Origin of the sequence: Massilia sp. PWRC2, from assembly GCF_049896725.1 — a bacterium.
Classification (GTDB): domain Bacteria; phylum Pseudomonadota; class Gammaproteobacteria; order Burkholderiales; family Burkholderiaceae_D; genus JAFCUW01.
In genome coordinates, this window is sequence record NZ_JAFCUW010000001.1 from 992,302 (window position 1) to 1,010,357 (window position 18,056).

The 18,056-nt window shown below is 58.6% G+C and carries 17 protein-coding genes and 1 tRNA gene; 8 read left to right on the top strand and 10 right to left on the bottom strand.

The annotated features are described in order from the left end of the window. The first annotated feature begins 77 nt into the window (after positions 1 to 77). From ACP7BZ_RS04370 to ACP7BZ_RS04385, 4 genes are all read left to right on the top strand, one after another. Complete coding sequence (locus ACP7BZ_RS04370; RefSeq protein WP_426110414.1) at positions 78 to 1,676, top strand: hypothetical protein; 1,599 nt, start codon at positions 78 to 80, stop codon at positions 1,674 to 1,676. Positions 1,677 to 2,090: 414 nt separating this feature from the next. Further along, positions 2,091 to 2,450 (top strand): hypothetical protein, encoded by a 360-nt coding sequence (locus ACP7BZ_RS04375; protein WP_426110415.1) that lies wholly within the window; start codon positions 2,091 to 2,093, stop codon positions 2,448 to 2,450. 94 nt (positions 2,451 to 2,544) lie between these two features. After that, complete coding sequence (locus ACP7BZ_RS04380; protein WP_426110416.1) at positions 2,545 to 4,542, top strand: AAA family ATPase; 1,998 nt, start codon at positions 2,545 to 2,547, stop codon at positions 4,540 to 4,542. 202 nt (positions 4,543 to 4,744) lie between these two features. Beyond that, positions 4,745 to 5,470 carry a hypothetical protein gene (locus ACP7BZ_RS04385; protein ID WP_426110417.1) on the top strand — a complete coding sequence of 242 codons (726 nt, stop codon included), beginning with the start codon at positions 4,745 to 4,747 and terminating at the stop codon, positions 5,468 to 5,470. 101 nt (positions 5,471 to 5,571) lie between these two features. On the opposite strand, the gene ACP7BZ_RS04390 is transcribed toward ACP7BZ_RS04385, so the two are convergent. After that, positions 5,572 to 6,726, bottom strand: a complete 1,155-nt coding sequence (locus ACP7BZ_RS04390) for a hypothetical protein (protein ID WP_426110418.1) — start codon at positions 6,724 to 6,726, stop codon at positions 5,572 to 5,574. Between the two features lie 500 nt (positions 6,727 to 7,226). Here ACP7BZ_RS04390 and ACP7BZ_RS04395 point away from each other — a divergent pair, with 500 nt between their 5' ends. Together ACP7BZ_RS04395 and ACP7BZ_RS04400 are read left to right on the top strand one after the other, a co-directional pair. Beyond that, positions 7,227 to 7,571 carry a hypothetical protein gene (locus tag ACP7BZ_RS04395; RefSeq protein ID WP_426110419.1) on the top strand — a complete coding sequence of 115 codons (345 nt, stop codon included), beginning with the start codon at positions 7,227 to 7,229 and terminating at the stop codon, positions 7,569 to 7,571. Next, entirely contained in the window at positions 7,568 to 7,951 is a 384-nt protein-coding gene (locus ACP7BZ_RS04400) for a hypothetical protein (RefSeq protein WP_426110420.1), read from the top strand. Before ACP7BZ_RS04395 ends, ACP7BZ_RS04400 begins: the two co-directional genes overlap by 4 nt. A gap of 166 nt (positions 7,952 to 8,117) precedes the next feature. Here ACP7BZ_RS04400 and ACP7BZ_RS04405 read toward each other — a convergent pair whose 3' ends face one another. Then, a complete protein-coding gene (locus ACP7BZ_RS04405) occupies positions 8,118 to 8,387 on the bottom strand; it encodes a hypothetical protein (protein WP_426110421.1) in 270 nt (89 codons plus the stop codon). 147 nt (positions 8,388 to 8,534) lie between these two features. On the opposite strand from ACP7BZ_RS04405, the gene ACP7BZ_RS04410 reads away from it, so the two are divergent. Both ACP7BZ_RS04410 and ACP7BZ_RS04415 read left to right on the top strand, forming a co-directional pair. Beyond that, positions 8,535 to 8,933: a surface-adhesin E family protein gene (locus tag ACP7BZ_RS04410; protein WP_426110422.1), complete on the top strand. Its 399-nt coding sequence runs from the start codon at positions 8,535 to 8,537 to the stop codon at positions 8,931 to 8,933. A gap of 151 nt (positions 8,934 to 9,084) precedes the next feature. Next, positions 9,085 to 9,645 carry a recombinase family protein gene (locus ACP7BZ_RS04415; RefSeq protein ID WP_426110423.1) on the top strand — a complete coding sequence of 187 codons (561 nt, stop codon included), beginning with the start codon at positions 9,085 to 9,087 and terminating at the stop codon, positions 9,643 to 9,645. Positions 9,646 to 9,677: 32 nt separating this feature from the next. On the opposite strand, the gene ACP7BZ_RS04420 is transcribed toward ACP7BZ_RS04415, so the two are convergent. From ACP7BZ_RS04420 to ybiB, 8 genes are all read right to left on the bottom strand, one after another. Beyond that, positions 9,678 to 10,172: a hypothetical protein gene (locus ACP7BZ_RS04420; RefSeq protein ID WP_426110424.1), complete on the bottom strand. Its 495-nt coding sequence runs from the start codon at positions 10,170 to 10,172 to the stop codon at positions 9,678 to 9,680. 105 nt (positions 10,173 to 10,277) lie between these two features. After that, positions 10,278 to 10,356 (bottom strand) — tRNA-Ile (locus ACP7BZ_RS04425). A 110-nt stretch (positions 10,357 to 10,466) separates the two neighbouring features. Continuing rightward, the gene (rpoD, locus tag ACP7BZ_RS04430; protein WP_426110549.1) at positions 10,467 to 12,656 is read right to left on the bottom strand and encodes an RNA polymerase sigma factor RpoD; all 2,190 of its coding nucleotides are present in this window, start codon (positions 12,654 to 12,656) and stop codon (positions 10,467 to 10,469) included. Positions 12,657 to 12,962: 306 nt separating this feature from the next. After that, complete coding sequence (dnaG, locus tag ACP7BZ_RS04435; RefSeq protein WP_426110425.1) at positions 12,963 to 14,759, bottom strand: DNA primase; 1,797 nt, start codon at positions 14,757 to 14,759, stop codon at positions 12,963 to 12,965. A gap of 114 nt (positions 14,760 to 14,873) precedes the next feature. Then, on the bottom strand, positions 14,874 to 15,320 hold the full coding sequence (locus ACP7BZ_RS04440; RefSeq protein ID WP_426110551.1) for a GatB/YqeY domain-containing protein: 447 nt from the start codon (positions 15,318 to 15,320) through the stop codon (positions 14,874 to 14,876). Between the two features lie 144 nt (positions 15,321 to 15,464). Further along, positions 15,465 to 15,677 carry a 30S ribosomal protein S21 gene (gene rpsU, locus ACP7BZ_RS04445; RefSeq protein ID WP_008451879.1) on the bottom strand — a complete coding sequence of 71 codons (213 nt, stop codon included), beginning with the start codon at positions 15,675 to 15,677 and terminating at the stop codon, positions 15,465 to 15,467. A 120-nt stretch (positions 15,678 to 15,797) separates the two neighbouring features. Continuing rightward, a complete protein-coding gene (locus tag ACP7BZ_RS04450) occupies positions 15,798 to 17,015 on the bottom strand; it encodes an NAD(P)/FAD-dependent oxidoreductase (RefSeq protein ID WP_426110426.1) in 1,218 nt (405 codons plus the stop codon). A gap of 42 nt (positions 17,016 to 17,057) precedes the next feature. Beyond that, positions 17,058 to 18,047, bottom strand: a complete 990-nt coding sequence (gene ybiB, locus ACP7BZ_RS04455) for a DNA-binding protein YbiB (RefSeq protein ID WP_426110427.1) — start codon at positions 18,045 to 18,047, stop codon at positions 17,058 to 17,060. Positions 18,048 to 18,056: the final 9 nt, after the last annotated feature.

An 18,056-nucleotide genomic window follows, 5' to 3' on the forward strand; every position in this document is an offset into this window, starting at 1 on the left:
TCCCGACGGGGAGAAAAGCAGACTCCTTCACTGCCTGCCTAGTGCCCCAACAAATGAAGGGCACCTGAAGGGGTGTCATGTCCTATCTTGCTGAACTCGTCCTGCCGCCAGGTACGACAAGAATTACCGTTTCTCACGTTACCAGACTCTTGGCGGAGGCCATCCATCCAGATTTGCCCAGCGACGCACCGCGTATTGTAAAAACCCTTGCAAAGCAGGCTTTAACCCAAGACGGTCAACCTGGCGGGCACGATGAGCACCTAACCGGGGCTGACAGAGTCGCCGAAGAACAGCTTCTCGCCTCCATGGATAGGCAGGCCGGAGTCGCTATGACTTACGAAACCGACTGGGCGTTGCTCGAAGCTATCTGGGATGGACTGCCTCCGCTGACGTTGCCCATTCGCGAGACAGATTGGGAAAAGTACGCGATTGCTTTCCAAGAGTCGCCCCTTCGGCCGGATTGGAGGCTGGTGGCCATATGGGAGTCTCCGACATTCTTAAACAACTTTGCTCGCCTGGCGACTATGGTTGAGCATGACAAAGCCCTCGACAAAGCAATGGCTGCGGGTCTGATTGTGCCGCGTTCTTCGCTAAGCCTTCTGCCGGAGCCGGGCATTACCGGAAACCAGCTGGACCATGCGTTTTTCACTGTTGCGGAACTCGCTCAATACGCTGCTACCCATCACATCGGCGTGACTGTCGCCGCTCAGCCTTCGGCGGTGGTAGGAGCGCGTGAAGATGAGGCAATGCAAAGCGCGCACTCTCAAAAAATAGACTGGGAGTTCTGGCGCGCCATGCCCAAGGTATGGCACTGGCAGGCGTGCGCTTTGTCGCTCTCCATTGACCCTGACTCGCTGAAACAGTCGCCGCATTCGTGGATGGCTGGTCCGGGACGTGGCCCAGTTTTCGAAAGCAGTAGTTTTCCAGACCGAGCATCCGAGGACGCGTTTGATAAGCGCCTACGATTGCTTGAGGCGCATCGTTACGATGGCAATTTCTTCACTTTACCAATGGCCAAGTTCAGCAACCTTGGCTCTGGGGAAGTACTACTACGTGAGTTTGCTGCATGGGCTGCATCCGTGGGCTGGCGTGATATACCCTTGGAACTCACCTCGCTCGTGCAGGATAAAAGAGTTCCGGAGCAGGTACTTGCAGCGACGGAGACGGAACATTCCGAGCGCAACCCAGAGGACCAAGCAAAATACGATAAGGCTTGGTCGCTGTATGATGAGCTCGAAAAGTGGGAGCGAATGCAACACAATAATGACCCCCTTCGTGCGATAGAAATCGAACGCCGACTGGCGTCGCTGAAGGCGGAAATTGCAGCAATCGATGCGCCCTCCGAAACGACCACACCTGCGGCCAAAGCCCCAGAGGCTGCCCCCGTCGCGGGCATTTCCAAATCTCAAGTTTTAGACGCTTTCTCGGACCTCGTGGACATCGACTTAGCGAGCGCGCTAGAAGACGTTCCGAAATGGATAAGTCATGCTCGGCTAAGGAAGGGGACGCCAGGCGGCCGGCACAAGACAATCTGGTGCCCGATTTTGCTTGCGGTTTGTCTTAACGAAAAACATAGAGTGAAAAAAGTCCAACTCAACCAAGCATTCTTCAAGCATGGGTTTTTGAAGGAGTGGCGTGAACAGTGGCACGAGCAAAGCGACGATTTAGTCTGGTGAGCTGTGGGGCAAACTCCGGACTGAAATACCGGGGAAATACCGCAGGACGCTAGCAACATCCCCATAGAAGTTGATTTTGAATACCCCGGCAACTGACCGCCACAGCGCGGTAATAAATTCTGAACACACTTAAACAGGCAGCGATGCCAAGGAGTGATTCAGAATGCAAACCGCCGAAACCACGCAGACGCCGCAATTTTCTGGCGCGGCGCCCATTCCCCGGTTTCCTGCACTTGAGCAGGAGACACGCAGCCATGTGGAAACAGCATGCGCTGCCTTCCACCTTAACCGCAGAGAGCAGACGTGTAGAGCCTGGGCCTGCCTGGAGAACGGACCGTTGCGGCCAGTCCGCATAAATGGCCGCCTCGCTTGGGCGGTAGCGGACATTCAAAAGCTGCTGAAGGGGGAAGCATAATGGACAAAGGCCAACTCCCAGTATTTGCAGAATTGACCCTTGGCGCTGACACCCAAGATTCTACCGCAAACACAGCCCGTAAATTCACCGGAACCGATAACCCACGCCATTTGCGCGTTATTCAATCCCTCTTGCTTCGCCCGAGGAAGCGCGAGGAAATCGACCGCATAGCAGGCGCCTCAAATGGGCCCGAGTTGATGGCTGAACTACGCCGTCGCGGTCTCACGGCTAAGTGCCATCGCACCCCTGGCATCGACCGGGACGGTTGCCCAATCAAGTTCGGCATCTACGAGCTGGATGACGCAGACCGCCGCGCTCTGACGGCATGGCTGCGTAAGCGCGAAGTACGGGCGAAATGATGGAACGCCTTCACCGAGCTATCCGCATGGTAGCGACCCTGCCATGGGACCTCCTTTGTCTCGCGCTGGTATGCGCTATCGCTTGGAGCGGCCCATGGTGAACGAATATGAGCGCGCCGCGTCGGCACTACAAGCGATTGACCCAGGATGCGACCGTGAAAGCTGGGTGCGTGCAGGCATGGCCACTAAAGCTGCCGGGCTCGAATTTGAGGACTTCAATACTTGGAGCGCTATGGGCGGCAACTATGCGGGCGAACGTGACTGCCGCGCCGTCTGGAAGTCTTTCCACGAGTCTGGCCCCGTGACGGCGGCATCGTTGTTTGCTATGGCTGCGGCGGAAGGCTGGTCCGACCCTAGCAAGACGCGCGGAACGGGGCTTCAGGCCGCGAACGTGCGCAGCTACAGGCCTTTGCATTCGGTGCCGGTAAAAGCAGCGCCAGCGCTCGCTATGCACGCCGAAAGCGCCAAAGCGGTAACTGTCTGGAATCGGTGCGAGCCGGCGCCCGCCAATCATGCTTATCTGGCGCGGAAGGGTGGCATACCCGAAGGCCTGCGCATCTACCCAGCTGACGCACCGACGCTAGTTATTCAGGGGCAGGACGTAGCTGGGTTCCTTGCGGTCCCTTGCTGGGACGGCGACAGGCTGCAGACCATTCAATTCGTGCCAGGTGAAGGGCCCAAGCTTAACCTGCCAGGGGCATCGTTCGGAGCCGGTGCTTTTGTGGTGGGCGGCAGCGCAGCCAATGGCGTGCTGTACTTGGTTGAGGGAATCGGACAAGCGTGGGCCGTGCACGCTGCTACCGGCGCCGCCGCTGTGGTCTGCTTCGGTGCAGGCCGCATGGCGACCGTGGCGGCGTCCTTACGGGCCCACATCGCCGCCGCAAGACTTGTCTTGGTGCCCGACCGTGCCAAAGAGCGCCAGGCGGAAGCAATCGCCGCCGCGGTCAACGGGGAGTGGTGTGAGCTGCCAGCTGATAAGCCAGCAAACTACGACGCAAACGATTATGCGTTGGAGTTTGGCGCCGCAGCGCTCACCGGTCTGCTGACGCGGACAAAGCGCCCGCCTATGCGTTTCAACGTGCTGTCGGGTGCGGACCTGTCACAGGCTCCGCCGCTGCGTTGGATGGTGCGTGGTGTGCTGCCGCTCGATGGCCTGGCCGCGCTGTACGGTCCAAGCGGCTCCGGCAAATCGTTTTTGGTGCTGGATGTCGCCGCAGCCGTCGCGGCTGGCGCATTCGATTGGTTTGGCCGCCGCGTGACGCAATGCCCGGTAACGTACTGCGCGCTGGAAGGCGAGGCAGGCATGGGCAAGCGTATTGCCGCCTGGAGCATGCACAACAACAAGTCAGTGCCCGATAGCCTGCGCTTCGTCGCGCAACCCTTCGACATCCTCGACGGGAAAGATGTAAACGACTTGGCCAAGGCCGTGCAATCTGCCGGTGGTGCTGGCGGCCTGGTGATTCTCGACACCCTTAACCGGGCAGCGCCTGGTGCCGACGAAAATTCATCCGTGGACATGGGTCGCATCATCGCCGCTGCCAAGCGATTGCAGGGCCTTACGGGCGGGCTGGTGCTGCTGGTCCACCACACCGGCAAGGACGCGACAAAGGGATTACGCGGGCATTCGAGCCTGTATGCCGCCCTCGACGGAGCCATTGAAGTGAACAAAACCGACAGCCGCCGTGAGTGGAGCGTCGCGAAATCGAAAGACGATGAGACCGGGAGCGTGCACCCCTTCAAGTTAGAGGTCGTCAGTCTCGGCTATGACGACGAGGGCGATGAAATCACTTCCTGCGTAGCCGTCGCTGACGATTCATCTGAAACGGTGAAGCGGGTGAGGCTGCCGAGCGGTGGTAATCAAAAGATTGCATTGGATGCGCTAGGCGAGCCGCTGCGCAAGTCATGTGACTTCGGAAAGGACGGAGCGCCTGCAGGGCACCCCTGCATCCGCCTTGACGATGCTGTGAGCCATGTAGCGGAACGGATGGTATGCGAGGGCAAGCACAAATCGTCTCGTGCCAAGGAGGCTGTTAAAGGCCTTGTCGCTCGCGGAATTTACGGCGTGAAGGGGGACTGGCTGTGGCGCATCTAATCAAAGCCAGCACCATAAACAAGTTCAGTGCGCCCTTCTGTGCGGTCCTCCCCGAACCTGCCCGGTATATATACCTGGGCCGGGTAATTTCGGGGGAAATGGACGAGCCCGAAAACGACCGAAACGGGAAGATTCGGGGATTTCGGGGAAGTCAATACGACTATCCTGCAGGCCCGACGGGCACAGATAAAGGAAGGTAAAAATGAGCGATACCAAAAAAGCGCCGGGTGCAAAATCCCGACAGCGCGTTAGGAATGTAAAAGCGAAGAGCGAGGACCCTCGGGCTGATAACCCCAATACCTTGCAAATGACGCAGCATGAAGGGGAGACAGCGGGCCGCGCGCATTCCCGAATGATGGCTAGCCCGACGGTGAACGCAGCTACAACGATGTTCAACTACCACCCTATGAAGGCAGGCGCAAACATAACTGACTTGGTCGACGAGCTGGGAAAGCAAGTTTTAACCATCCGCGATGAGTGTATGGACCGCCCAGAAGCAATGCTGGCCGCGCAGGCCCATGCCCTTGACGTGATGTTCTCATGCTTGGCGCAAAAGGCTGCGGCAAACATGAATGCTGGTTATCTGCAAGCGACGGAAACCTATCTTCGGCTGGCATTCAAAGCGCAGTCGCAGTGCCGCACCACCTTGGAAGCCCTGTCCGAAGTCAAAAACCCGCGCTCTCCGACCTTCATCAAGCAGCAAAACGTGGCGCAAAATCAGCAAGTGAACAATGGCGGGCCGCCGTTGTCACGCCCCGCGCAAGAAAAACAAATCGATTCATCGAACGAACTATTGGAGAGAACGCATGGCAAACGGTTGGACATCGGAACGGCGGGCCAAACAATCGGCGCTGATTCGCACTTGGAAGCCGTGGGAGCGCTCCACGGGACCGAGAACGCAAGCCGGCAAGGCTACGTCATCCGGTAACGCGCTATCACACGGGACGCGCTCTGCGGCATGGCTCGATGAGGAGCGGCGCATCCTCGACCTCATGGGGGCGATGAGAACTTCGGTTACGTGAATCAGCCCTACCATTTCACCGCAACCACCGTTATCAACGCCGCCCAGAAAACCCAGCCTTTTAGGCTCTTTAACTGTTCTGATAGCTGAGCATACAGGTCTGGGGTGGAAAGTAGATGCGGCGCCCCAATCCCTGGCGGCACCTCACTGCCTACGTCCGAACCCGCATCATACTCAGCGGTCGGCGCCTCGTTGTACTCCGGTCGATTGTAGTGCAAATATTCGCTTTTTTCGGGAGACGGAAAGCCTCCTTGCGACATCGCCAGCGCCGCGGCAGGGCGTTGCCAAATGTGAGGGTTGAACGAAGCCGCGTAGACAAAGGCAGGGCCGTCCCGGTCAGAATACTTTTTGAAATCCTCGACTTTCAATCCTTTTGAACCCGATAGGTAGCACTTCGAATAAGCAGCCAAGCGGACAATCCGCCGCTCATTGTTAGGGTCCAGGTCGCTTGACGAACCATAAAGCCGCAACAAATTAAACTGGACTCGCTCAGCGGCGGTAAGAGCGTCGTCCTTGTGGTGACTGTACGCCCCGCCGTCTGCAATATCAACTTCCCACAAATCGACTACAGCAATCAAGTCTTTGCTGCTCACGTAGGCATCATAGGCAACTTTGGAGGGAATACGATTAAGCACTCCCCACAGAAAGTTAGATGCTTCCAGCGTCTTTGGGGCGCTCCTTACGGCGTCGACGATGCCGCGATGAACGTCCCAATGGAACATATCGGGGCTATCGTCGTATTCAATGGCAGGGCGCTTGAAGCGCTTACTCTCTGACAAGTATACTAAGATTTGAAGCCACCGTTGGTCGGGAATGGCTGCGTAGATTCCCTCTCGCCGGCAGCACTTCCTGATAAGGTTCAGGCCAACGCAATCATTGCTGTGCATCCGTTTGGCAAGCTCGTCATCTCCGTGTTCAACAATCCAGTCGAATGCTTCGGCGGATATGCCATCTGTGGAGTCAGCCTGGCAGAACAGCAGCGAAACTACGGATGTGTTACTGAGAATTGCGCAAAGAATTGGGTACGCAAATGTATTTTGAGCTGCCCAATAATTTCCAGGTGGTGAGCCGCACCAGCGAGCGAACAGCGTGCTCAGCGTTTCGGGATTGTTCGCCCATCGAGCGAGCCCTAAATCAATCGTCTCATCACGCCTCGCCAACAAGGTCGACTCAGTCCTCTTCGAAACCCCGGAGTGGAAAAGAGGCCGCGAGTCGTAGTCCAGATACGAGGACTTCAGCCAAGAGTACACGGCGTCAGCGGGAGCTCGCGCTAGGTAAGCTTCGTCTAAAACTTCATCGTAAGCCATCGTGCGCCCCCTGATTGTGTGAATGGCAATACTACCCTTTCCAGCAAGCACTTTACTGCCAACCTTAAGGATTCTTTGATGACGGAAAAACCGCTTGACGGGAAACGCAAGGGCGGTTGATACTGAAGCGTCCCCGAAAAAGAGGGGGCCAGGTTTGGCGACCTGAATAACGAAAGCGCACTAGCCGCGCAATGCGGCTTTTTTACGTGCGTGCTGCCTTGCGCTTGTCCTCTATGGGCGGTGGCGGCGGGGATGCCTTCGGGCATGCCGGTGTGCTTTCGTGCCGGTTCGCCAACCCTGTCACTCACCGCCCCCCCTACTTACGGGGTAGGGTTCAACTTGCCAAGGAGCGCACTATGTCAAACAGCACAATTCTCTCAGCCTCAGCACCCGCATCAGATGCCGACGTCCACCAATTCAGGGCCGTCGTGGTCGACATGGACGCGATGGCGCAAAGCGGATTTTCCAAAATATCGTCTATAGCGAGGATGGCGCTAGCCGCGCTGCAAGGCCCGCCACGTCCACGGGAAGACAGCGACATCATCAACGTTCTTAAAGCTATCTGGCACATCGCGGATGACATCGAAAACTGCATTAATAGCCGTGCTGAGGATGTCGGAGCCAACTATATTGACGAACACTCTCACCGCAGGCCTACCGCAACAACGGCGGCGCCCGCGCAAGAAGGCGGTGTGAAATGACCGCACCGGCCACCAACCCAAACTTTAGACATTGCGACCGCGCGCCATACGAGCTTGGGCACCTACTGCTGAAACTTCAGCCGGCCAGCTTCGCGGCCGAACGTTCTGAAGCAGCGCTTGCGGAACATCCTAGAGACGCCGTTGCGGCCGTCCTGCAGCACGCGGGCAATGCAAATGACACGCTCATGCATGGTATCGAAGCGCTGGGGCATGTTCTCTTCGTGGCCGCCGAAAACGAGGACTGCGGACTAGACATGCGCGCGGTTCGAAATCTCGGCACGCTTCTTTCTCACCTCGCTGTTGAGGCCCAGTTCCTCCAGGAGCTGGATTGGAAGTTGACGCAGGACTTGGAGCGCCTTGACCGCACCCCTGCACTCTGATGATTTACGGTGAGCAGTACTTATTGCGCGGGTGGCGGCCAATGCTGGCCCCGCGCTTCTTGCTCACCTCATTTGCCCCGCGCACGATACGACCATCGCCACGACGGCAATCGCAAAGATGACCAAAGCGCCTTTGCCACCGACGTATATACCTGGCCGCCGCCCCTTACGTTGGTACGGTTTTCGCATTCTGGTCCACCTCTTTGATGCTTTCGATTGAGAGTCCTAACGCACCCAGTTTTGTAAGACGGGGCGTGGGGTCCGTTTTTAGGATATCAATGGCACGCAATGGATTATCGTCCGAACGGCGGTTATGCTCGGCGACCAAAATCTCCTGCGCGACAATTTCACGGCTTGGCTTGTGGTGCCAATCGAGTTCAAGCTCATGGGATTTTCCCTCTTTGTCAACGTATCGCACATTCCATACCCGCATCATCTTCTCCTCGACGTTGATACTTCGGCATGATACAGCGGCATAATGCCGTACGTCACCAAATAACTCGGCCTCCTAACAGCGATGACGCTGTGGTCCTTCTCGTGGCGGTTTCGGCTATTATTTACATTTATAACAACAGGAGGCAATATGCGGACGCTGTTTTTGACTGTCGTACTGTCTGGACTCGCTGGAAACGCCGCCGCGGAATGGACCCTGATATCGGAAGGGGCTAACAACAATTTGTACGCGGACTTCGCCACTGTCCGGCGCTCTGGAGGCAATGTAAAGGTATGGACATTGAGTGACCGAGCAAAAGCCACGATGTCTCCCGGGAACCCGGCGAAGACTTATCGCTCGATGGTCACATTGCAGGAAGTGGACTGTAGTGATGAGAAAATGCGCGCCTTGCAACTTACCACTTATGAAAATGGCATGGGTGCAGGTAAGCAGTTGGATTTTGCAACTAGAGCAAACAACCCATCATGGCAGTACGCGGAGCCAGGAACGGTCGCCGAGGACGTCGTTAAGGCGGTTTGCAAAAAGTAATGCCCGTCTAAGAAGGCATACTTTCCCGACATCCTGCAGCGCCAGCACCACGCCCGGAGCGCCGACGTCCAACAAGTATCAACACGAATCAACTATACACATTCCAATAAGTTCTATATACTTTCCATACACAACCGCAATGGAGAGCAAAATGGGCAAAGGTCAAACAGTTGGATATACCCGCGTCTCGAGCGTTGGCCAGAACACTGCCCGCCAGCTTGACGGTCTGAGCCTGGACAAAGTCTTCGACGACAAATGCAGCGGCAGTGATACCAACCGCCCTGCCCTCCAAGCGATGCTGTCGCATGTTCGCGAGGGCGATACGGTGGTTGTCCACGAAATCAGTCGGCTGGCGCGCAATACGTCCGACCTGCTGGCGCTAGTCAAGCAGTTGACGGACAAGGGGGTCGCCATCACGTTCAAGAAAGAAGGTCTGACATTCACCGGCGACAAAGCTAACGCAATGAACCAAATGCTGCTTACGATGTTGGGCGCAGTCTCGGCTTTCGAGCTTTCAATGATTAATGAGCGCCGTGCGGAGGGACAGGCTAAAGCACGCGCGGAGGGCAAGCATATGGGCCGAACCGCAAAGCTGACTGCCGAGCAAATCGCGTCTATTCGCCTGCGCGCTGCCACCGAGAGCAAAACATCCCTCGCCGTGGAGTATGGCGTGAGCCGGGCTACGCTGTATGCGGCAATAAAGTCTGTATAACGAAGCGCATCGACGGAACAGCCGCCAGAATGCTACTCGGCCACTTCATGCTGAAGGAAGCCGATGGTACGTGTCGGTGACGTAATGGGAGCTGCAAAGTTCTGCAATGTGTCCTGTTGGAGCGCGTCGAACAACACATTCAGTGCATCTGGCTTGTCATCCGGAACTAAAAAGCTTTTTTCCGCCCAGATGACGACCCAACCTGCGCCGCTACGTTGCAGCCCCAGATAAAAGCGCTCATCGACGTAACGTGAGTCGTTGTGCGTATAACGAAGACTCAAGCCGAAGTAATAGAAAGTATTTGGTCCCCGGACAAGGGTTGGATAGTCGGTGAGCTCTCTCACGTCGTCCGTTCCTTCCAACTTGTCACTCAACCCCATGTAGCGGAGCCGTCCTTTCGGGGCCTCAAGGTATTGCTCATACCGATGCGCTACGAGCCGACCAAAGTGGCGGCATTCGTTGAGGTACGCGAAGTACCGTCCGTTCCACCCGAGCGCTTCTTGCACCGCTGTTTCATACCTGGACATTAATGTCTCCCAGCTGCGTTGACTTGGCATGCCTACATGGTGCCTACACGAAATTTTCTGCCAATTAAACAAGAGCCATTATCAGCCCTAAGCCCTTGATTTTATTGGTGGGCCTCCCGTGAGTCGAACACGGCACCAACGGATTATGAGTCCGCTGCTCTAACCAAGCATGAGCTAGAGGCCCGAAAGCGGTATGGCAGCAACGGCGCTGGATATGCAACTGGCCACCGTCCCGGGCGCAGCCCGGAACGAAGTGGCAAGAGGATACGGGCTGCGCCGCCGGGTCGTCAAGCCTTAGTTACCTTCGAGGAAGGACTTGAGCTTGTCGGAACGGGAAGGATGGCGCAGCTTGCGCAGTGCCTTCGCTTCGATCTGGCGGATGCGCTCGCGGGTAACGTCAAACTGTTTACCCACTTCTTCGAGCGTGTGGTCGGTCGACATTTCGATACCAAAACGCATGCGCAACACCTTGGCTTCGCGCGGCGTCAACGAGTCGAGCACATCCTTGACCACGCCCCGCATCGACGCGTGCAAGGCCGCATCGGACGGCGCCAGCGTATTGTTGTCTTCGATGAAGTCGCCCAGGTGGGAATCGTCATCGTCGCCAATCGGCGTTTCCATGGAGATCGGCTCTTTGGCGATCTTCATGATCTTGCGGATTTTGTCTTCTGGCATTTCCATCTTGATCGCCAGGGTCGCCGGATCGGGCTCGGCCCCCGTTTCCTGCAAGATTTGACGGGAGATGCGGTTCATCTTGTTGATCGTTTCGATCATGTGCACCGGGATGCGGATGGTGCGCGCCTGGTCGGCAATCGAACGGGTGATTGCCTGGCGGATCCACCAGGTCGCATACGTGGAAAATTTATAGCCGCGGCGGTACTCGAATTTATCGACCGCTTTCATCAGGCCGATATTGCCTTCCTGGATCAGATCGAGGAATTGCAAGCCACGGTTGGTGTATTTTTTGGCGATCGAAATCACCAGCCGCAAGTTGGCTTCGGTCATTTCGCGCTTGGCCTTGCGCGCCTTCATTTCGCCGGCGGCCATCTGGCGGTTGATATTGCGCAAGTCTGGCAGCGGCAGCACCACGCGCGCCTGCAGGTCGATCAGGCGCTGCTGCAGTTCCTTGATGGTCGGGATGTTGCGGCCAAGGATGGCGCTGTACGCATGGCCCGCATTGACTTCGCCATCGACCCAGTCGAGGTTGGTTTCATTGCCCGGGAAGACCTTGATGAAGTGGGCGCGCGGCATGCCGCACTTGTTGACGGCGACGTCGAGGATTTGCTTTTCGATGTGACGCACTTCGTCGACCTGGCCGCGCAAGGTGTCGCACAGCTTTTCGACCACCTTGGCAGTAAAGCGGATGCCGAGTAACTCGTTGGAAATGACTTCCTGCGCCTTGACGTAGGCTTTCGAGTTGTAGCCGTCTTTTTCAAACGCCTTGCGCATCTTGTCGAACTGCGTCGAGATGGTGTCGAATTTCTCGAGCGCCTGGTTTTTCAGCGCTTCGAGCTGCTCGGCGGAAAAGCCGGCGGCGCCGGAGGCGTTGTTTTCTTCTTCTTCTTCGCCCTCTTCTTCCTCGGCTTCGTCGTCTTCCTCGTCGTCATCGGAGGCCGCTGGCGGCGCCGGCGGTTGCGGTGCCACCACCGGATCTTCTTCGACCATGCCGTCGACGATTTCGTCGATCTTGGTTTCGTCGTTGCGAATGCGGATGGCCGCCGAAATAATCTCGGCAATCGTCACCGGGCAGGCGGAAATGGCCTGGATCATATCCTTCAGACCGCCTTCGATGCGCTTGGCGATTTCGATTTCGCCTTCGCGCGTCAACAGCTCGACCGACCCCATCTCGCGCATGTACATGCGCACCGGATCGGTGGTGCGGCCGAAGTCGGAATCGACCGTCGACAGCGCCGCTTCGGCAGCAGCCTCGGCTTCGTCGTCGCTGGTGACGGTGGCGACATTGTCGGTCAGCAGCAGCGATTCGGCATCGGGCGCGTGCTCGTAGACGGCAATCCCCATGTCATTGAAGGTGCCGATGATGCCTTCGATGGCTTCCGGGTCGACAATGTTTTCAGGCAGGTGGTCGTTGATCTCGGCGTAGGTGAGAAAACCGCGTTCCTTGCCCAGCTTGATCAGGGTTTTCAGCTTGGTGCGGCGTTTTTCCAGCTCTTCTTCGGAGGCCTCGGTGTCGGACGAAAAAGCGTCTTTCAGCAGGGCTTTTTCCTTCGCCTTGCGGTCCTTGGCCTTGGCCTTGTCGACCGCTTTGAGCTCGGCGCGCTCGACGGCGTTGAGGGCGGCGACTTCATCGTTTTCCGGCTGGAATTCCTTGGGCTTGCGACCGCGCCGGCCCGGCACTTTGACGGACGGCAGCACATAGCCGGACGTGTCGATGGCGGCCAGGGTGGCGGCGTCGGTGGTCTGGCTGACGGTCGTCGTGCTGCGCGACTCCGCCTTGTCTTGGGCGTTGTCCGCCTTGGCGGGCATACTGGGCGTGGGAGCCACGGGGGTTTCAGTTTTCTTGATTGGCACAGGCGCTTTCGATGTCACAACGACTAGCTTTACGATGGAATTGATAAAGTTTGTTGCCGCCCCATGCGGGGATTACGTCTCCCGGCTGCCTCGCGGCCAGCCTGGCCCTACTGCACTCGACCACCCCTGAATATGACCTTCCTTGCATGCTTTCGACAAGCCCTCGGGCCGGCAAAAACCAGTGTCTTAGACACAATACTTATCGTTTTATTATAGCACGCACACCAAGTATTTCCAGTCAACGCAGGCCCCCGCGCGGGGCTAGCGGGGCACCCGGTCGGCCGCTTCTTCGACCGTCAGTTGATTCTGAATTGCAATCAATTCGTAATACCGCTTGCGCGATTCATCTGAGGGCAAACCGGATGACATCAACTGGTCAATTTCTTTTTTTAACTGGTTCTTTTTGATATCCCGCACCGCACCGGTCAGCCACATCTTGTCGCTGTCGAGATCCGATTCCCCTTCAGCAGCAATTTCTGCGATCAGGCCGTCATATTCGACGCTGACTTCTTTTAATTGCTGGGCCAGCGCGGCAAAGCCGCCGAACTCGCCCAGCGCCTGACCGGCGGCGACCAATTGTCGCAGGCGCTCGGCCGACTCGGGGCCGAAAAAGTCGAAACATTGTAGCGCCGACTCGTCCAGGCTGAGACTCAGTGGCGGATGCGCAACAAGATGGCGCAAAATCTGCAATTCCAGCCCCAAAGGCTGCGGCCGTCCCTGACGCGGCGGCGCGCGGCGCGCCACCGACACCGGCTTGGCCAGTTCAAACAACGCTTCGATCTCGGGCGGGGTTGACTGCGTCATGCCGGCCAGCCCACGGACGATTTGCAAGCGCAGCGACGACGGCGTCATCGCCTGCAATAAGGGCTTGGCGTCGAACTGGGCACGGGCGCGCCCTTCGGGCGTGTCGAGATCGTTGTCGCCCTGCGCCTCGCGCAGCAAAAATTGCGACAGCGGCATGGCTTCGTGAATTTCTTGCTCGAAGGCTTCAAAACCCCGTTCGCGCACGAAACTGTCTGGATCGTGTTCGGTCGGCAAGAACAAAAACTTGATGGTCTTGTTGTCCGTCACTTGCGGCAGGCACGCTTCGAGGGCGCGGCGGGCGGCACGCCGACCAGCCTTGTCGCCATCGAAACTGAAAATCACCGAGTCGGTCTGGCGCAGCAGTTTTTGTACATGGGTGCTGGTGCAGGCCGTGCCGAGGGTCGCCACGGCCTGCGGAAAACCCAGCTGGGCCAGCGCCACCACGTCCATATAGCCTTCGGTCACCAGCACGTAGCCGGCATCGCGGATCGCCTGGCGCGCTTCGAACAGGCCGTACAGCTCGAACCCCTTTTGAAATAACGGCGTTTCTGGCGAGTTCAGGTATTTGGGTTCGCCATTGTCGAGCACGCGACCGCCAAAACCGATCACCTGGCCTTTGGTATTGCGTATCGGGAACATGATGCGCTCGCGAAAGCGGTCATAGCGCTTCTTGTTGCCACCGTCTTCATCGACCCGGTCGATCACCAGGCCCGCCTCCACCAGCGCCACCGCCTCGTAGTCGGCAAACACGCTTTTCAGATTGTCCCAGCCGGCCGGCGCATAGCCCATGCCGAAGCGAGCGGCCACTTCGCCCGTCAAGCCGCGTTTCTTCAGATAGGCGATGGCCTCGGTGGCGCCTTTTAACTGGCCACGGTAAAAATCGCAGGCTTGCGTCATGGCCTCGGTCAGCGCCAGCGATTGCGCTGCCTGCACGGCGCGCTGGGCCGGCGGGATCTTGTCGTCATTGTCAGGCACCACCATGCCGACGCCCGAGGCGAGGTCCTTGACGGCATCGATAAAGCCCATGCCCGAGTATTCGATCATGAAGCCGATCGAGGTGCCATGGGCGCCGCAGCCGAAGCAGTGATAAAACTGCTTGGTGGGACTGACGGTAAAACTGGGCGATTTTTCGTTGTGAAACGGGCACAGCCCCATGTAATTGGCGCCGCCCTTTTTGAGCTGGACGTACTTGCCGACCACGTCGACGATATCGACCCGGTTGAGCAAATCGGTAATAAAGGATTGAGGAATCACTGCAGATGGTCAGAGTTTGCGTTAGGTCAGACTATACCGCTGAGGACGGCTTGAGTTGATATGCCGCAATAGAACCGGTGGGGCAGGCGCACTACGCGCGCCCCACCCTCGCGCTTACGCCGTCAGCGCTTGCTTGATCAGCGACGACACCAAGCCCATGTCGGTGCCTTTTGGCATCTTCGGCTTGATCAGCGCCATCACTTTGCCCATGTCCTGGGGACCGGCGGCGCCCGAGGCAGCCACCGCATCGGCGACCGCAGCGCCGATTTCTTCGGCGGACAGGCCGGCCGGCATGTAGGCCGACAGGATAGCCAGCTCGGCTTTTTCGATGTCGGCCAGGTCGGCGCGGCCACCGGCTTCGAACTGGGTGATCGAGTCCTTGCGCTGCTTGATCATTTTTTCAATGATGACCAGCGCCTGGTCGTCGCTGACGTCGATGCGCTCATCGACTTCCTTGCGCTTGATTTCGGCGATGATCAGGCGAACCGTGCCCAGACGACCGGCGTCTTTTGCGCGCATCGCCGTTTTCATGTCTTCGGTGATTTGTTCTTTCAGGCCCATGGCTTCCTCGTTCGTGTGATTGGCGACCATCAAACGGTCAGTATAAAAGGCAAAACCCGCTGCGGTAAAACCGGAGCGGGTCTGCGATGCTTTGGACCATGAATCCGGACGAGCTGGCCGTCGCGGATCACTGGGCCAGCGATCTTAGAATAATTTCTTAGGCAGTTGCTGGCTGCGGATGCGTTTGTAATGACGCTTGACTGCAGCTGCCAGCTTGCGCTTGCGCTCAGCTGTTGGCTTTTCATAGAACTCGCGAGCACGCAGTTCGGTCAGCAGACCAGTTTTTTCGATCGTGCGCTTGAAGCGACGCATGGCGACTTCGAACGGCTCGTTTTCTTTAAGGCGAATAGTGGTCATGTAAAAATTCAAACCGTTTGATTTAGGGAAGAAGGAGAGTGTAGCAGGGTTTGGCCGGCATGGGAAGTGGCATTGGCGTGTTTACCGGCTCTATTGCCTCTGGCCAACAGAGCCGGCCCGTCACACGTCGCTTAAAGCCGTACCGGCCGCCACTGCCGACGCCCAGGCCCACTGGAAGTTATAGCCGCCCAGCCAGCCCGTCACATCGACCGCTTCGCCAATAAAATACAGGCCAGCGACTTTGTTACTTTCCATGGTCTGTTGCGACAGTTCGCGCGTGTCGATGCCGCCCAGCGTTACCTCGGCCTTGCGATAACCTTCCGAGCCAGTCGGCACGATGGCCCAGCGGTTGATCGCTTCGCCCAGCGCCCGCAGCCTGGCGTCGGGCATGTCGGCAAGGCGGGCGTCGGCGGCAATGCCGGCCACTTCCAGCAGCCGCTCGGCCAGCCGCACGGGCAGCCACTGGGACAGCAGGTTGCCCATCTGCTTTTTCAGGGTGCCCTTGTTGTCGATCAGTTCTTCGGCAACATCGACGTCAGGCAACAGGTTGACGATGATGGGCGTGCCCGGCAACCAATAACTGGAAATTTGCAGGATGGCAGGGCCGGACAGGCCGCGGTGGGTGAACAATAAATCTTCGCGGAACTTGCCCTTGATGGCAGTCTTGCCCTTGCCGGAACTGGTTTCGACTTCCACTTCGAGGGCGATGCCCGACAGCGGCGCGAACGCTTCCCAGGCGGGGCCATCGAACGTCAGCGGTACCAGGCCGGGCCGCGGCTCGACCACGGCCAGTTCAAATTGCGCCGCGATCCGGTAAGCAAAGTCGGTCGCGCCGATTTTCGGGATCGACAGGCCGCCGGTGGCGATCACCACCGCTTGGGCGAGGATGTCGCCGGTGTCGGTGGCCAGCAAAAAGCCATCGTCCATCTGTTCGAGCGACTCGACCTTGGTGGGCATGCGCCAGGTCACGCCGCCGCTGGCGCACTCGGCCTTGAGGACATCGATGATCTGCTCGGCGGAGGTGTCGCAAAACAGCTGACCGCGGTGCTTTTCATGAAAGCCGACCCGGTGCTTTTTTAAGAGCGCGAGAAAATCCTGCGGCGTGTAGCGCGACAGCGCACTCTTGGCGAAATGCGGATTACGTGAGAGGAAATTGGCGGGCGTGGTGTTGACATTCGTGAAATTGCAGCGGCCGCCGCCGGAAATGCGGATTTTTTCCGCCAGCTTGCTGGCGTGGTCGACCAGTACCACCCGCTTGCCGTGCTGGGCGGCCACGGCCGCGCACAACATGCCTGCAGCGCCTGCGCCGATGACGGCGACGTCGTATTCTTTTGCCATGATTGCTGCCGGCGCCAGGCCGTCCTTATGAGTAGCCCGGCATTATGCCAGTTTAACGGTGGCCGCCCCAAGCCGGCGCGCCGCTTTGACGCACTGTTCCACCTGCTGGACAATCGATGGCGGTACTGGCGCGTCGCCGCGCAGGGCGGCGGCAATCCAGGCGGCGGTGGCGGCGGCATCGCGCGCCGCGGGCGCCGCCGCCAGCAGGTCGGTGGGAGCGTCGCGCGGCACCAACAGCTCGCGCTGGCCATCGTGAAACCAGTCGATCTGGTTGGCGCGGTTGGCGTTGGCCACCGTTTCTCCCTCGGTGCCGCGCATCAGGAAGGCGTCGCCGCGGCCGCCGGGGGCGGCATTGACAAAATAGTCGGCCAGCATTTCCAGGTATTCCGGGTGGGTGTAGGACACCAGCCGCAGCGCCGGCCCCGCATACGGCTGCAGGATTTTGACCAGGGTGTGGGTCGAATTGCGCACGCCGAGCACGCGGCGCAGCGCCAGCAGGCGGTGCATGGCAGGGGCCAGCACCTCGATGGGGATAAAGGTGGGCTGGCCGCGGCTATGCGCCAGCGCGAGCGCTGCCAGATCGGGCGCCGCCGCCAGGCCCATGGCTTCGAAAATTTCCGCCGTCGTCACCCGGCCCGGATCGCGGCTGACCCCGTGCACCAGCACCGGCACCCCTTCGCGCGCCAGCAGCAGCGCCAGCAGGGGCGTCAAATTGGCCATCTTGCGCGCGCCGTTGTAACTGGGAATGAGAACGGGGGCGAATGGCCCGTCCGGCAGGGGCAGCGGCGTGAACGAGGCTTCGGCAGCGTCGAGAAAGCCGGCAATTTCCTCGACCGATTCGCCCTTGATGCGCATGGCCAGCAAAATGCCACCCAGTTCGAGGTCGGACACGCGCCCGGCCAGCATGGCACCGTACAGGGTGCGGGCGTCAACGCGCGTCATGCTGCGCGCGCCTTTCTTGCCGCGGCCGATCTCCTTGATGAAGGCGGCGGCGGGAAAGTGGTCGGCGGGGAAGGTGGGGGTCGGTGTCATGGCGAAAGC